Genomic DNA, 13,564 nt, shown 5'->3' with positions numbered 1-13,564 from the left:
GAGACCGCGTAGCCCCGGCGAAATGTGACAGGTCCCTACGGGTGGGCGAGCTGACCGCGTACGAATTCCAGCTTGTCCGGGTTCAGCACGGCCCGCATGTCGCCGATCAGCCCGTCCCGCACGTCGAAGGTGACCAGGGCGGCGAGTGCCTCGCCCGCCCACATGGCGACCCCGGTCCCGCCGTTGACCTCGGCCGTCGTGAACCGCAGGGCCCGGCCCCACTTCTCGAACGCGCCCAGCAGGAAGCGGATGACCTTCTCGCGCCCTTCGACCGGCCGCAGGGCCGCGGACACCTTGCCGCCGCCGTCACTCCACCAGGTCGCGTCGGCCGCGAGCAGTTTCTCCAGTCCCGAGAGATCGCCCTCCCGGGCCGCGGCGACGAACGAGGCGACCAGCTCCGCACGCTGCTCGGGCGCGGCCTCGAACCGCGACTGCGGCTCACCCACCCGCTGTACCGCCCTGCGGTGCAGCTGACGGCAGTTGGCCTCGGTCAGATCGAGTACGTCGGCGATCGCCCGGTATCCGTAGGCGAACGCCTCCCGCAGCACGTACACCGCCCGCTCGGTCGGTGTGAGCCGCTCCAGCAGGACCAGTACCGCCATCGACACCGCGTCGCGCTGCTCGGCCGACTCCAGCGGGCCGAGCGTGCCGTCGGAGGTGACGACGGGCTCCGGCAGCCAGCTGCCGACGTAACTCTCGCGGCGGGCCCGCGCCGAGGTCAGCCGGGTGAGGCAGAGGTTGGTGACGACCTTGGCGAGCCAGCCGCCGAGGTGCTCGATGGTGGCCCGGTCGGTGCCGCTGAAGCGCAGATAGGCGTCCTGGACGGTGTCCTCGGCCTCTTCGGCGGAGCCCAGCATGCGATAGGCCAGGCCGAACAGCCGCGGGCGGTGGCTCTCGAACTCGTCGGCGATCGCGCTCGTCATGCTCGTCACCCTGCCATGCCCGGGTGGTGAGGGGCCCGGCGGCGGGCAAGGGCCGTCGTCACCGCCGCCGGGCCGGTCTGCGGAGATCCAAAAAGGACTAGACCAAAGAGTCCACCAGGTGGGGCGGCTTGAGAAGTCCAGTGACGTCACCTGTGAGCCACTCCACATCACTCACCCGTATGGACGTCGATCAGGCGTGGCACACTGGCTCTGTATTAGAAGCAGCGCACTCCGGGGTCGGTGAAAGTCCGAACCGGCGGTTACAGTCCGCGACCCGACCGCTTCCAGTGGCCGGTTGACCAGGTGAAATTCCTGGACCGACGGTTAAAGTCCGGATGGGAGGCAGTGCGCGGCGGGCGGGCATTCGTGCGCGCCGCCGTATCTACCCGTCCTGGTGGACGGGTCCGTCCGGCGACGCCCCCAGTGCTCCTGCTCGTACATTCTGTCGTCATCGACAGCCCCGGAGTCCGTGCCCCGATGTGGCAGGAGGACCCGGGAAGTGTTCACCGGAATCGTCGAAGAGCTGGGCGAGATCACGGCCGTCGAGAACCTCGGCGATGCCTGTCGCTTCCGTCTGCGGGGCCCCGTCGTCACCGAGGGCGCGAAGCACGGAGACTCCATCGCGGTCAACGGCGTGTGCCTCACCGTCGTCGAGCACGAGGGCGACGAGTTCACCGCCGACGTCATGGCCGAGACCCTCGACCGCTCGAGCCTCGGCGCCCTCGCCGTCGGCTCCCGCGTCAACCTGGAGCGCCCCACCGCCGTGGGCGCCCGCCTCGGCGGCCACATCGTGCAGGGCCATGTCGACGGCACCGGGCAGGTCCTGGAGCGCAAGCCCTCCGAGAACTGGGAGATCGTCAAGGTCTCCCTCCCCGCTGACCTCTCGCGCTACGTCGTGGAGAAGGGCTCCATCACCGTCGACGGCATCAGCCTCACCGTCGTCGAGGCCGGCCCCGACTACTTCACCGTCAGCCTCATCCCGACCACCCTCGACCTGACCACGCTCGGCCACAAGCAGCCCGGCGACCCGGTCAACCTCGAGGTCGACGTCGTCGCCAAGTACGTGGAGCGGCTCCTCGCGAGCACTCAGGGGGCGGCGCAGTGAACTGGCTGAACTCCGAGGCGTTCACCGCCTTCGACCAGCACATCCTCTGGTCGGACATGATCGGCAACATCACCGGCCTGGTCGCCCTCGCCCTCGGCTGGCGGCGCTCCATCTGGAGCTGGCCCGTGCAGTTCCTGGCCGGCCTGATCCTCTTCGGCGCGTTCTACGGCCATCTGACCGGCAGCGCCGGCAAGCAGGCCATCGTCATGGTCGTGGCGCTGTACGGCTGGTGGCAGTGGAACCGCAAGAAGGGCGAGACCGGCGACGGCCACATCGCCCCGCGGTTCGCCACCTGGACCGAGCGCGCGGCCATGGTCGGCGCGGCCGCCGCCGGCACCGTCGCGGTCGCCCTGCTGTTCAAGGCGTATCCGAGCCTGTCCTGGGACCCTTGGCCGGACGCCTACATCTTCGTCGGCACCATCGTCGCCATGTACGCCCAGGCGCGCGGCATGGTCGAGTTCTGGTTCGCCTGGCTCCTCGTCGACCTGGTCGGCGTCCCCCTCAACTTCGCCAACGGCTACGCCTTCTCCGGCTTCGTCTACGTCATCTACGGCGCGCTCGTCCTGTGGGGCATGCGCGACTGGTGGCTGCGCTCCCGCCAGGGCACGCGGCCCGCTCTGGAAGGAGCGCCGGCATGAGCACGGCACCGATCCTGTACAGCACCGACGGCTCGGAAGACCTCACGCTCGACCCGATCGAGCAGGCCATCGCCGACATCGCGGCCGGCCGCCCGATCGTCGTCGTGGACGACGAGGACCGGGAGAACGAGGGCGACCTCGTCGTGGCCGCCGAGAAGGCGACCCCCGAGATCGTGGCCTTCATGATGAGCGAGTGCCGCGGCCTGATCTGCGCTCCGATGGAGAGCGAGGAGCTGGAGCGACTCGAACTGCCGCAGATGGTCGCGGACAACACCGAGTCCATGAAGACCGCGTTCACGGTCTCCGTCGACGCCTCCGCCGCCCACGGCGTGAGCACCGGTATCTCCGCCGCCGACCGCGCCACCACGCTCCGGCTGCTGGCGAGCGGCGACGCCGAACCGACCGACTTCGTCCGTCCCGGCCACATCTTCCCGCTCCGCGCCAAGGCCGGCGGGGTGCTCACCCGCAACGGCCACACCGAGGCCGCCGTCGACCTCGCCCGTCTCGCCGGACTCCGTCCGGCCGGCGCGATCGTCGAGATCGCCGGCGAGGACGGCCGCATGCTACGGCTGCCCGAGCTGATCCCGTTCGCCCGCAAGCACGGCCTGACGATCATCTCCATCGAGGACCTGATCGCCTACCGCCGCAGCGCCGAACCCACCGTCCGCCGCGAGGCCGAGGTCCAGCTGCCCACCTCCCACGGCGAGTTCACGGCCTACGGCTACCGCTCGACCGTCGACGGCGTCGAGCACGTCGCCCTCGTCCACGGCGAGATCGGCGACGGCGAGGACGTCCTGGTCCGGATCCACTCCGAGTGCCTCACCGGCGACATCTTCGGCTCCGCCCGCTGCGACTGCGGACCCCAGCTGGACGCCTCCCTGGACCGCATACAGGGCGAGGGCAGGGGAGTGGTGGTCTATCTGCGCGGCCACGAGGGCCGCGGCATCGGCCTGGTCTCCAAGCTGCGCGCCTACGAGCTCCAGGAGCGCGGCCGCGACACCCTCGACGCCAACCTGGAGCTCGGCCTGCCCGCCGACGCCCGGGACTACGGCGCCGGCGCCCAGATCCTCGAGGACCTCGGGGTGCGCAGCGTGCGCCTGATGACCAACAACCCCGACAAGTCCGACGCCCTGCTGCGCCACGGCCTCAAGGTCACCGGCCGGGAGCCGATGCCCGTACAGGTGGGCGAGCACAACCTCCGCTACCTGCGCACCAAGCGGGACCGGATGGGCCACGACCTGCCCTGGCTGGACGCCGCACCGGTGTCCACCTGCAAGAACCAGTAACCGCACCTCAGCACCTCTAGGAGACGAGAGAACGTGAGCGGCAAGGGCGCACCGGAGCTGTCCGTACGCAATGTGGGTGACCTGCGGGTCGCCGTCATCGCGGCGCAGTGGCACGAGAAGGTGATGGACGGTCTGGTGGACGGCGCCCTGCGCGCCCTGCACGACCTGGGGATCGACGAGCCGACCCTGCTGAGGGTCCCCGGCAGCTGGGAGCTCCCGGTCGTCGCCAAGGTCCTCGCGGGCAGGGGCTACGACGCGATCGTCGCCCTCGGCGTCGTGATCCGCGGCGGCACCCCCCACTTCGAGTACGTGTGCCAGGGCGTCACCCAGGGCCTCACCCAGGTCTCCGTCGACACCGGCGTCCCCATCGGCATGGGCGTGCTGACCTGCGACACCGAGGAGCAGGCCCTGGACCGGGCCGGCATCGAGGGCTCCAACGAGGACAAGGGACACGAGGCGGTGACCGCGGCGGTGGCCACCGCGGCCACCCTCCGCTCAGTATCTGAACCGTGGCGCTGACGGATCCCGGGTGTGGCATAGGCTGAGCGTCACCATGTCCAATAAGACGTTCGAGGAGCTCTTCGCCGAGCTCCAGCACAAGGCCGCCACCGGCGACCCCGCCACTTCCCGCACCGCAGAACTGGTCGGCAAGGGCGTCCACGCCATCGGCAAGAAGGTCGTCGAGGAAGCCGCCGAAGTCTGGATGGCCGCCGAGTACGAGGGCAAGGAAGCGGCCGCCGAGGAGATCTCGCAGCTGCTGTACCACGTCCAGGTGATGATGGTCGCCCGCGGCATCTCCCTGGACGACGTGTACGCCCACCTCTGAGCCAGCCACTCCCACCCACACCTCTCACGCAAAGGAAGCCGACCTCATGCTGCGCATCGCCGTCCCCAACAAGGGTTCCCTGTCAGGCCCTGCGGCGGAGATGCTGCATGAGGCCGGCTACCAGCAGCGCCGGGAGTCCAAGGAGCTGCGGATCGTCGACCCGGAGAACGAGGTCGAGTTCTTCTATCTCCGCCCCCGCGACATCGCGATCTACGTCTCCTCCGGCCGCCTCGACATCGGCATCACCGGCCGCGACCTGCTGATCGACTCCGGCGCCAAGGCCGAGGAGATCCTCCCGCTCGGCTTCGCCCGCTCCACCTTCCGCTTCGCCGCCAAGCCGGGCACGGCGAACGGCGTCGCGGACCTCAAGGGCAAGACGGTCGCCACCTCCTACGAGGGCATCGTCGAGGGCCACCTCGCCGACAACGGCATCGACGCCTCCGTCGTCCACCTCGACGGCGCCGTCGAGACCGCCATCGAACTCGGCGTCGCCGAGGTCATCGCGGACGTCGTCGAGACCGGCACCTCGCTGCGCAACGCGGGCCTGGAGGTCTTCGGCGAGCCGATCATGAAGTCCGAGGCCGTCGTGATCCGCCGCGTGGACGCCGACACCTCCTCGGAGAACGAACCCAAGGTGCAGCAGTTCCTGCGCCGCCTCCAGGGCGTCCTGGTGGCCCGGACCTACGTGATGATGGACTACGACTGCCGGGTCGAGCAGCTCGAGAAGGCCGTCGCCCTCACGCCGGGCCTGGAGTCCCCGACCGTCTCCCCGCTGCACAACGAGGGCTGGGTCGCCGTCCGCGCGATGGTCCCCGCCAAGGAGGCACAGCGGATCATGGACGACCTCTACGACATCGGCGCCCGGGCCATCCTGACCACGGCCATCCACGCCTGCCGTCTCTGAGGACCGTCACGTCATGTCCGAACTTCCCGCCCTCCCCGTCACCTTCCGGCCGGGCCGTACCCGGGCCGTCCTGCTCTCCGCCGCCGTCGCGCTCTTCGTGGTCATCACGGTGATCGCGCTGCTGCTGGAGAAGCTCGGCCCCGGTGAGCGCCTCAGCTTCGTCTTCACGGCCGCGCTCCTGGCCGGAGTACTGGCGCTGCTGGCCCGCGTGAAGGTCGTCGCCGACGAGTCCGGCGTCACCGTCGTGAACATCGCCAGCCGGCGGCGCCTCGACTGGGCCGAGATCGTCCAGGTCAATCTCCGGCCGGGCGACCCCTGGGTGTTTCTCAACCTCACCGACGGCACCAGCCTGCCCGCCCTTGGCATCCAGCCCGGTATCGCCAAGCAACAGGCCATCGCCGACGCCCGCGCACTGCGCTCACTCGTCGAGTCCCACAGCCCGAGGGATCTGCCGTAGAGGGCCATGTCTTGATTAATCTGTTGGCGGAGGCGTTTTCACGACGCCTCCGCCGCTGATGTTCCCCCCGGTCTTCAGAGGCCCACTGCTATCCGAGGAGTGATTCCCTCCAGCGATGGACGGATCGTCCTGTAGTACCTGCGCCGCCCCCTCCCGACATACCGAGGCGGCGGCATGACCATCCCCCTGCTGCTCCTGGCAGCTGCCTTCCTGCTGATTCTCGCCAACGGCTTCTTCGTGGCCGCCGAGTTCGGCCTCGTCACGGTCGAGCGACCGGACGCCGAGAAGGCCGCGGCCGAGGGCGACAAGCGAGCCCGTACGGTCGTGGAGTCGCTCAAGGAGCTCTCCTTCCAGCTCTCCGGCACCCAGCTCGGCATCACCATCACCTCCCTCGTCGTCGGCATGCTCGCCGAGCCGGCACTCGCGGAGCTGCTGCACGGCCCCTTCACCGCGATCGGCGTCCCCGAGGGCGCCGTCTCCGGTGTCGCCGTTGTCGTCGGCATGCTGCTGGCCTCGGCCGTGCAGATGGTGATCGGCGAACTCGTGCCCAAGAACTGGGCGGTGTCCAAGCCGCTCCAGGTCGCGCGGTTCGTCGCCGGCCCGCAGCACGCCTTCGCACGCCTGTTCCGCCCGGTCATCGCCGCGCTGAACGCCGTCGCCAACCGCCTCGTCCGCGCCCTGGGCGTCGAGCCCACCGAGGAGCTGGCCTCCGCCCGCACCCCCGGCGAACTGGTCTCCCTGGCCCGGCACTCGGCCCAGGCCGGCGCCCTGGAACAGGACACGGCCGATCTGTTCGTACGGACCCTGTCGCTCGCCGAGCTGACCGCGCAGCACGTCATGACCCCGCGCGTGAAGGTCAGCTCGCTCCAGGCGTCCGCGACCGCCGAGGACGTGGTCAACCTGACCCGCGCCACCGGGCTGTCCCGGTTCCCCGTCTACCGCGAGAAGATCGACGAGATCGTCGGCATGGTCCACCTCAAGGACGCCCTGGCCGTCCCGACCCACGACCGGCTGCGCACCCCGGCCGCCCGGATCGCCCGCCCCGCCCTGCTGGTCCCGGAGACCCTCCCGGTCCAGCCGCTCCTCGCCCGGCTGCGCAGCGAGCAGCCCATCGCCGTCGTCGTCGACGAGTACGGCGGCACGGCCGGGGTGGTCACCCTGGAGGACATCGTCGAGGAGATCGTCGGCGAGGTCCGCGACGAGCACGACGGCCTGGACGTCCCCGAACTCGCGGCCGTCCCGCCGGAGGACGGCAAGCCCGCCTGGGACGCCGACGGCAGCTGCCGGGTCGACATCCTCCAGCGCATAGGCCTGGACGTGCCCGAGGGACCGTACGAGACGGTCGCCGGCCTCGTCGCCGACCTGCTCGGCCGCATCCCGGCCGTGGGCGACCGGGCCGAACTCCCCGGCTGGCGGCTCTCGGTGCGCCAGGTCGGGCACTACCGGGCCGAGCGGGTACGCCTGGTCCGTACGGCCGCCGTCATGGAGGCCGCCCGATGAGCGTGCTCCAACTCCTGTTCGCCGCGCTGCTCGTGCTCGCCAACGGCTTCTTCGTCGGCGCCGAGTTCGCGCTGGTCTCCGTCCGCCGCAGCCAGATCGAGCCGCTCGGCACCGCCCGGGCCCGACAGGTGCTCTACGGCCTGGAGCGGCTGCCGCAGATGATGGCCGCGGCCCAGTTCGGCATCACCGTCTGCTCGTTGACGCTCGGCGCGGTCGCCGAACCGACCGTCGCCAAGTTGCTGGAGCCGGTCTTCGAGTGGATCCACCTGCCGCACGGCATGATCCACCCGCTGGGCTATGTGATCGCGCTGGCGGCGGTGGTCTTCTTCCATCTCGTCATCGGCGAGATGGTCCCGAAGAACCTGGCGATGGCCGCCCCGGAGAAGGCCGCGCTGTGGCTGAGCCCGGGCCTGGTCGTCTTCGCCCGCTTCTGCAAGCCGATCACCATCGCGCTCGGAGCCTGTGCCCAGGGCATCCTGCGCCTGTTCCGGGTCGAGCCCAAGGACGAGGTCGAGGCGGTCTTCAACAGCGAGCAGCTCAACCGGCTCGTGGAGGACGCAGGCCAGGCGGGACTCCTCGACCCCGAGGAGCAGGAACGCCTGGAGGACGCCCTGGAACTGGGCTCCCGCCCGGTCACGGACGTCCTGCTCAAGCGCGAGTCACTGGTGACGGTGGGCCCCTCGGTCACCCCCGGCCAGGTGGTCGAGCTGACCGCCCGCACCGGCTACTCCCGCTTCCCGGTAGTGGCCGACAACGGCGCCTTCATGGGCTACCTGCACGTCAAGGACGTACTGGACCTGGAGGAGTCCGAGCGGGCGGTACCCCAGCAGCTGTGGCGCCCGATGACGACCCTGAGGTCCGAGCTCCCTCTGGACGACGCCCTGACGGTCATGCGCCGAGCGGCGACCCACCTGGCCCAGGTGGCCGACGGCTCGGGCAAGGTCCTGGGCCTGGCGGCCCTGGAGGACGTACTGGAACTCCTGGTGGGCGAGGTGACCGACCCGGCACACCGAGAGACACCCCCGCAGCCGAGAATGGCGGAACCGAAGGAAACGGTAGCGAGCTGACGCGGGTTCCCCGCACCCACCCAGGGGCGCGGGGGACTGCGCGACAAGCCACGACGGGCCCGCGGTCGCATGAAGTCAGAAGTCACCGAGCTCTTGGGCGCAGCTCACATCGCCGACGGATCCTGCGGCCCCCGCCCCGACAACACTTCCCCGTACGCCTGCATAAGATCCGGCAGCCGCAGTGTCGACAAGTCGTCCCGCGTCAGCATCCCCGGATACGTCGACAACCGCAGATCCCGATACGCGCAGCTCTTCTCGTACAGCGTCCGCAGGAACCGCCCGTTCCCCAACTCGTCGATCCACCCCTGATCCACCACGTGCCCGGCGATCGACCGCAGCTCGTCGAGGGCCTCCTCGTCCCACACGTCACCGTTCTCCGCGGCCAGCACCTCGCCGATGGAGGTGAGTTCGAGGGGCCGGTAGGAGGGGAAGTCCACCCGGGTCGTGAAGCGCGAGGACAGTCCGGGGTTGGCGGCCAGCAGCCGGTCCATGCCCTCGGGATAGCCGGCCAGGATGACGACCAGGTGGTCCCGGTTGTCCTCGGCCCGCTTCAGCAGCACCTGCAAGGCCTCGTCGCCGTACGCGTCGCCCTTGCCGTAACCGGAGTTGGAGAGCGAGTACGCCTCGTCGACGAAGAGCACTCCGCCGATCGCGGAGTCGATGAGCTCGTTGGCCTTCACGGCGGTCTGGCCGAGGTACTCGCCGACGAGGTCGGCGCGCTGGGCCTCCACGAGGTGGTCGCCGCCGAGCAGTCCGAGGGCGTAGAAGACGCGGCCCAGGATGCGGGCGACCGTGGTCTTGCCGGTGCCCGAGGGGCCGGAGAAGACGAAGTGACGCTTGGGCGGCTGCACCGGCAGGCCCTGCCCGGTCCGCAGCCGGGCCATGTTCAACTGCGCCGACAACGCCTTGACCTGGCGTTTCACGGGCTCCAGGCCCACCATGCGCTCGAGTTCGGTGAGTGCTTCCTCGAGTAAGACGGGGTCGGTGGGGCCGGCGGGCAGCGACTGCACGGGGACGGTCCGCTCGCGCACCGAGGGGTCCGTCGCCGACGGCAGGGGGCCGGCCGGCGGCAGGTCGGGATCGGAGAACTTCAGGTCACGGCCGTCGGCGCCGCCGAAGAGCGGGTCGAGGCCGTCCGGCCCTTCCAGGACGTCCTGGACACCCGAGAGCGCGATCGAGGCGAGGTCCGCGGCGTCGTCGTACCCGTCGCCCTCGGCGATCGCCGCCAGCCGGGCCGAGGTGTCCATGAACGCCGGGTCGACCCGGTGCACGGCACGGTAGAGGGGGAGGGCGGCGGCGGAGCGGCCGGTGCCCTCGTGCGCCCGGGCGAGCCAGTAGCGCAGCTCCTTGCGCTGGGGCTGTTCGCTGCGACAGCGCATGAGGGCCGCCGACAGAAGCGGTTCGGCCTGGCCGTACATCTCCAGGCGGACCCGGGCCATGCCGCCGAACAGGCCCGCCTCGATGCCCAGCAGGGAGTCGTCGATCAGCGGGTCGGTGTGCCGGACGAGCTGGTCCCAGTCCTTGACGAGGTAGGCGCGGCAGGCGTGCAGAAAGCGCACCTGGGCGTCGGTGTCCACGGGCGGCAGGCCCGCGAGGGCCCGGTCCAGCTCCGGGACATGGCGTCCGTCCAGCCAGTGCGAGGCGTGCGCGAGCAGCAGATCGCGGGGGCTCTCCAGAACGGGCTGCACCCACCAGCCGAGCCAGTACCAGGAGTTGAGCGTGCGGCGGTGCCGGGCGCGCTGTTCGCCGAAGCGCTCGCGGTGCCGGTACATCCTCAGCAGCGCGGTCGTCGTGTCGACGCGCAGCGCGTGCAGCCCGAGCCAGCCGTCGGCCATCCCCGGATCCATCCGCACCGCGGCGCGGAACTCCTCCTCCGCCTGCGGATAGGCGCCCATCGTGTAGGCATCCACACCCCGCAGCCAGGCGAGGTCGGCCGGGGCCTGCGGGCCCTGCGTGCCGAAGTCCATCACGTCCCCCACAAACCGTGCCCCCGTTGGTTGGTCGCCGAGCCGTCGCCCGCCGACCGCCTTGATCGAACCGCCTTGCTGCGGACCGGAGTTGCAACGGTGCGCAGAGCTGCCGTCCGTAGGTCGCACCGAGGGCATCGTACCCGCGGGGGTGCGGCCCGCCGAAGGGTGCCGCACAGGCCGTTTGACGAGGTGGGAGCAGATGGGGCGCACACGGGATGGTGACCGAGGGTGAGCGAATCGCGGCTCGGAGCGCCCGAAAAGGGAGTTGAGGGCAGAACGAAGCCCCCGATCACGGGGGAACAACCGGGGGCTTCGCGTCTCAGGGGCGGCCGCGAAAGGCCGCACATTCAGAACGTAAGTCCTGTACGGCCCCTCGGTCAAGCGGAGTTGAAGCACTCCGAGAAGTTCGGATGCGGGGGTCTTCACAAGTTCAGCACATTGCGGATGGTCCGTCACCCAGAGTGATTTCCTGGTCCGATCCAACGGTCCCGGCAGGCCCCGGAAGCAACTCGTACCCCTGCTCTCCCTGCCGAACCAGAAGGTCGGCGTGGGGGCGGGAAGGGTCCTCCGTGAAGTGGGCGGCTTCCGCTCTGACCCACCCGGCCCAGAACTCCCGCTGCTCCTCGCCGTCCCGTGCCCTACCGCGCGACCAGGACTCCTCGCGGGGCAACTCCATCCACAGCAGCCGCGCCAGATGCGGGCGCAGCGCGCGACGGCCCGCGCCGACGCCCTCGACCAGGACCACGGGTGCCGTCGGCAGGGCGCGGGGCGGGCCGAAGCGGCGGGTGTGCCAGTCGTAGGGGGCGTAGTGCGCGGTCTCGCCGCGGGAGAACGGCTCGATCACCTGGGTCAGCAGTCGGCCGGTCCAGCCGAACAGCTCGTCGTGGCTCGCGATGTCGTCGAGGCGCAGCACCGGCGCACCGCCCAGGGTGGCGGCCAACTCCCCGGCGAACGTGGACTTTCCGGAGCCCGCGTGACCGTCGACGCCGATCAGGCGGACCGGGCCGCAGGAGGGCGGGAGGCGGCGGAGATGGTCGGCGAGGGCGTGCATGGCCGTGTTTTTCGGGGCTTTCGCGAGTCCGACAGGGATCGATCAGCACTCTAGGGCTTCTCCGGCGGGTGCCGTCGCAGGTCATGCCAGTGGTCGAGGCCAATATTCGTGGGCGTGGCATGGTCCGAAGTGCTGGCAGGCGCCTGCGACTACGGCCATAGTTGGCGCACACCATTGCAATGGACCTGCCCAGACTCGGACAAACTTGGGGGTCATTCCGCCCATGAGCAGAGCCGAACAGCCGTCCCGCAGAACCGTCCTGGCCGCCGCGGTCGCCGCCGCGGTGGCCGGCAGCGCGGGCCCGGCGACCGCAGCCGACGGCCCACCCGCCGCCGCGGCCACCGGCCGGGCCGCCCCGGTCGGCCTTGTCGACAACCGCTTCTGGACGACGTACGCCGACTGGCGCGGCGGCAGCGCGAAGGGCGCCCGTGCCGTCGCCGGTGCCCGGCCGGGCGTGGTGATCGGTGCCCCCGCGGGCACCGTCGACTACACGGACCCGCACACCGGGAAGACGGCCGCCTGGGAGTACGCGACCTGGACATCGCCCGTCCACAAGCTCGCCGTCCCGTCCACCGAGGCCATCGCGTCCTGGAACGCGCACACCCCACAGGGCACCTGGCTCCAGGTCGAGCTGAAGGGCACGTACTCCGACGGCACGGACACCCCCTGGTACGTGATGGGCCGCTGGGCGGCCGGTGACCAGGACATCCGGCGGACCTCGGTCGACGACCAGACCGACGACAAGAGCAGCGTCTGGACGGACACCTTCGCCGTCGACGACCCCGCCACGGGCCTGCGCCTCACCTCGTACCGGCTGCGTCTGACCCTCTACCGCAAGCCGGGTACGAAGAAGACGCCCACCGTGTGGCGGCTCGGTGCGATGGGCTCCGACGTCCCGGACCGCTTCACCGTCCCGGCCTCCACGCCCGGGCTCGCCCAGGAGCTGATCGTCCCGCGGTACTCGCAGGAGATCCACGCCGGCCAGTACCCGGAGTACGACAACGGCGGCGAGGCCTGGTGCAGCCCCACCTCCTCGCAGATGATCATCGAGTACTGGGGCGGCCGGCTCACCCCGGAGCAGCTGGCCTGGGTCGATCCGGCCTTCGCCGACCCGCAGGTGTGCCACGCGGCCCGGTACACGTTCGACTACCAGTACGCGGGCTGCGGGAACTGGCCGTTCAATGCGGCCTACGCGGCCACCTTCAAGGACCTCCAGGGGGTGGTCACCCGGCTCGGCTCGCTCACCGACCTGGAGACCCTGATCGCGGCCGGCATCCCGGCCATAACGTCCCAGTCCTTCCTGAAGGAGGAGCTGACGGGAGCGGGGTACGGAACGTCCGGCCATCTGATGACCGTGATCGGCTTCACCGCCGACGGCGACGTGATCGCCAACGACCCGGCCTCGCCGAGCAACGCGGAGGTGCGGCGGGTCTACAAGCGGCGCGAGTGGGAGAACATCTGGCTCCGCACCAAGCGGTACAACGCCAGTGGCAAGGTCGTCTCCGGCACCGGCGGCGTCTGCTACCTCTACTTCCCGGCGAAGCCGACCGCACGGCAGTGCAAGGCGCTCGCGGCGGTGGGTGTGCGCTGAGCCACACACCAGGCGGATCGAGGCCCCGGGAAACCGGGGCCTTTCCGCTGTGACCGACGTCTCTGCCGCAAAAGCCCTGGTCGGTGGCAAGGTGGACACATGACTGCGAACTCAGCCACCGCCACGCGCGTGCGCACCGGCGGCCCCAAGGAAGACGGCCCGAAGGTCCTCGAGCACGTCATGGGCTGGACCCTCGTCGTGGTGCTCGCGATGCTCGTGGCCCAGCTCGGCCTGCTGTGACCTGAC

General features: G+C 70.4%; 14 protein-coding genes and 1 riboswitch. Of the genes, 11 read left to right on the top strand and 3 right to left on the bottom strand.

Annotated elements, in window-relative coordinates; genetic code table 11:
- Positions 1 to 35: 35 nt before the first annotated feature.
- Positions 36 to 923, bottom strand: coding sequence for an RNA polymerase sigma-70 factor (locus ABKA17_RS30035; protein WP_353695430.1), 888 nt, complete (start codon positions 921 to 923; stop codon positions 36 to 38).
- A 222-nt stretch (positions 924 to 1,145) separates the two neighbouring features.
- A riboswitch (FMN riboswitch) is annotated at positions 1,146 to 1,276 on the top strand.
- Between the two features lie 146 nt (positions 1,277 to 1,422).
- Between ABKA17_RS30035 and ABKA17_RS30030 the strand changes: the two genes are divergently transcribed.
- The 9 genes from ABKA17_RS30030 (at position 1,423) to ABKA17_RS29990 (ending at position 8,706) form a co-directional block, all read left to right on the top strand.
- Positions 1,423 to 2,028 (top strand): riboflavin synthase, encoded by a 606-nt coding sequence (locus ABKA17_RS30030; protein WP_353695429.1) that lies wholly within the window; start codon positions 1,423 to 1,425, stop codon positions 2,026 to 2,028.
- Positions 2,025 to 2,666, top strand: a complete 642-nt coding sequence (locus tag ABKA17_RS30025) for a nicotinamide mononucleotide transporter family protein (protein WP_353695428.1) — start codon at positions 2,025 to 2,027, stop codon at positions 2,664 to 2,666. Before ABKA17_RS30030 ends, ABKA17_RS30025 begins: the two co-directional genes overlap by 4 nt.
- The gene (locus ABKA17_RS30020) at positions 2,663 to 3,952 is read left to right on the top strand and encodes a bifunctional 3,4-dihydroxy-2-butanone-4-phosphate synthase/GTP cyclohydrolase II (RefSeq protein WP_353695427.1); all 1,290 of its coding nucleotides are present in this window, start codon (positions 2,663 to 2,665) and stop codon (positions 3,950 to 3,952) included. The genes ABKA17_RS30025 and ABKA17_RS30020 overlap by 4 nt, the downstream gene beginning before the upstream one ends.
- A gap of 33 nt (positions 3,953 to 3,985) precedes the next feature.
- Positions 3,986 to 4,471 carry a 6,7-dimethyl-8-ribityllumazine synthase gene (gene ribH, locus ABKA17_RS30015; RefSeq protein ID WP_086764975.1) on the top strand — a complete coding sequence of 162 codons (486 nt, stop codon included), beginning with the start codon at positions 3,986 to 3,988 and terminating at the stop codon, positions 4,469 to 4,471.
- Between the two features lie 34 nt (positions 4,472 to 4,505).
- Positions 4,506 to 4,778, top strand: a complete 273-nt coding sequence (locus ABKA17_RS30010) for a phosphoribosyl-ATP diphosphatase (protein WP_055533705.1) — start codon at positions 4,506 to 4,508, stop codon at positions 4,776 to 4,778.
- 46 nt (positions 4,779 to 4,824) lie between these two features.
- Positions 4,825 to 5,682 (top strand): ATP phosphoribosyltransferase, encoded by an 858-nt coding sequence (gene hisG, locus ABKA17_RS30005; protein WP_353695426.1) that lies wholly within the window; start codon positions 4,825 to 4,827, stop codon positions 5,680 to 5,682.
- A gap of 13 nt (positions 5,683 to 5,695) precedes the next feature.
- Complete coding sequence (locus ABKA17_RS30000; protein ID WP_353695425.1) at positions 5,696 to 6,139, top strand: PH domain-containing protein; 444 nt, start codon at positions 5,696 to 5,698, stop codon at positions 6,137 to 6,139.
- Between the two features lie 174 nt (positions 6,140 to 6,313).
- Positions 6,314 to 7,639 (top strand): hemolysin family protein, encoded by a 1,326-nt coding sequence (locus ABKA17_RS29995; RefSeq protein ID WP_353695424.1) that lies wholly within the window; start codon positions 6,314 to 6,316, stop codon positions 7,637 to 7,639.
- Positions 7,636 to 8,706, top strand: a complete 1,071-nt coding sequence (locus tag ABKA17_RS29990) for a hemolysin family protein (protein ID WP_353695423.1) — start codon at positions 7,636 to 7,638, stop codon at positions 8,704 to 8,706. Before ABKA17_RS29995 ends, ABKA17_RS29990 begins: the two co-directional genes overlap by 4 nt.
- Before the next feature lie 104 nt (positions 8,707 to 8,810).
- Here ABKA17_RS29990 and ABKA17_RS29985 read toward each other — a convergent pair whose 3' ends face one another.
- Positions 8,811 to 10,673, bottom strand: coding sequence for an AAA family ATPase (locus ABKA17_RS29985; RefSeq protein WP_353695422.1), 1,863 nt, complete (start codon positions 10,671 to 10,673; stop codon positions 8,811 to 8,813).
- Positions 10,674 to 11,106: 433 nt separating this feature from the next.
- The gene (locus tag ABKA17_RS29980) at positions 11,107 to 11,727 is read right to left on the bottom strand and encodes a uridine kinase family protein (RefSeq protein ID WP_353695421.1); all 621 of its coding nucleotides are present in this window, start codon (positions 11,725 to 11,727) and stop codon (positions 11,107 to 11,109) included.
- 223 nt (positions 11,728 to 11,950) lie between these two features.
- Between ABKA17_RS29980 and ABKA17_RS29975 the strand changes: the two genes are divergently transcribed.
- Entirely contained in the window at positions 11,951 to 13,318 is a 1,368-nt protein-coding gene (locus ABKA17_RS29975) for a C39 family peptidase (RefSeq protein WP_353695420.1), read from the top strand.
- Between the two features lie 99 nt (positions 13,319 to 13,417).
- On the top strand, positions 13,418 to 13,558 hold the full coding sequence (locus ABKA17_RS29970) for an SCO1431 family membrane protein (RefSeq protein WP_353695419.1): 141 nt from the start codon (positions 13,418 to 13,420) through the stop codon (positions 13,556 to 13,558).
- Positions 13,559 to 13,564 lie beyond the last annotated feature (6 nt).

It is taken from the genome of Streptomyces sp. RG80 (genome assembly GCF_040446465.1).
In the GTDB taxonomy this organism is placed as follows: Bacteria; Actinomycetota; Actinomycetes; order Streptomycetales; family Streptomycetaceae; genus Streptomyces.
The sequence above is the reverse complement of the archived record's forward strand: the minus strand, read 5'-3'. Positions and strand labels throughout refer to the sequence as shown.

Bases quoted from the DNA above. Each gene is read 5' to 3' on its own strand.
- ABKA17_RS29985 (WP_353695422.1), bottom strand. From the start codon at position 10,673: ATGGACTTCGGCACGCAGGGCCCGCAGGCCCCGGCCGACCTCGCCTGG.
- ABKA17_RS29980 (WP_353695421.1), bottom strand. From the start codon at position 11,727: ATGCACGCCCTCGCCGACCATCTCCGCCGCCTCCCGCCCTCCTGCGGC.
- ABKA17_RS30000 (WP_353695425.1), top strand. From the start codon at position 5,696: ATGTCCGAACTTCCCGCCCTCCCCGTCACCTTCCGGCCGGGCCGTACC.
- ABKA17_RS30010 (WP_055533705.1), top strand. From the start codon at position 4,506: ATGTCCAATAAGACGTTCGAGGAGCTCTTCGCCGAGCTCCAGCACAAG.
- ABKA17_RS29995 (WP_353695424.1), top strand. From the start codon at position 6,314: ATGACCATCCCCCTGCTGCTCCTGGCAGCTGCCTTCCTGCTGATTCTC.
- ABKA17_RS29975 (WP_353695420.1), top strand. From the start codon at position 11,951: ATGAGCAGAGCCGAACAGCCGTCCCGCAGAACCGTCCTGGCCGCCGCG.
- hisG (WP_353695426.1), top strand. From the start codon at position 4,825: ATGCTGCGCATCGCCGTCCCCAACAAGGGTTCCCTGTCAGGCCCTGCG.
- ABKA17_RS29970 (WP_353695419.1), top strand. From the start codon at position 13,418: ATGACTGCGAACTCAGCCACCGCCACGCGCGTGCGCACCGGCGGCCCC.
- ABKA17_RS30020 (WP_353695427.1), top strand. From the start codon at position 2,663: ATGAGCACGGCACCGATCCTGTACAGCACCGACGGCTCGGAAGACCTC.
- ABKA17_RS30035 (WP_353695430.1), bottom strand. From the start codon at position 923: ATGACGAGCGCGATCGCCGACGAGTTCGAGAGCCACCGCCCGCGGCTG.
- ABKA17_RS29990 (WP_353695423.1), top strand. From the start codon at position 7,636: ATGAGCGTGCTCCAACTCCTGTTCGCCGCGCTGCTCGTGCTCGCCAAC.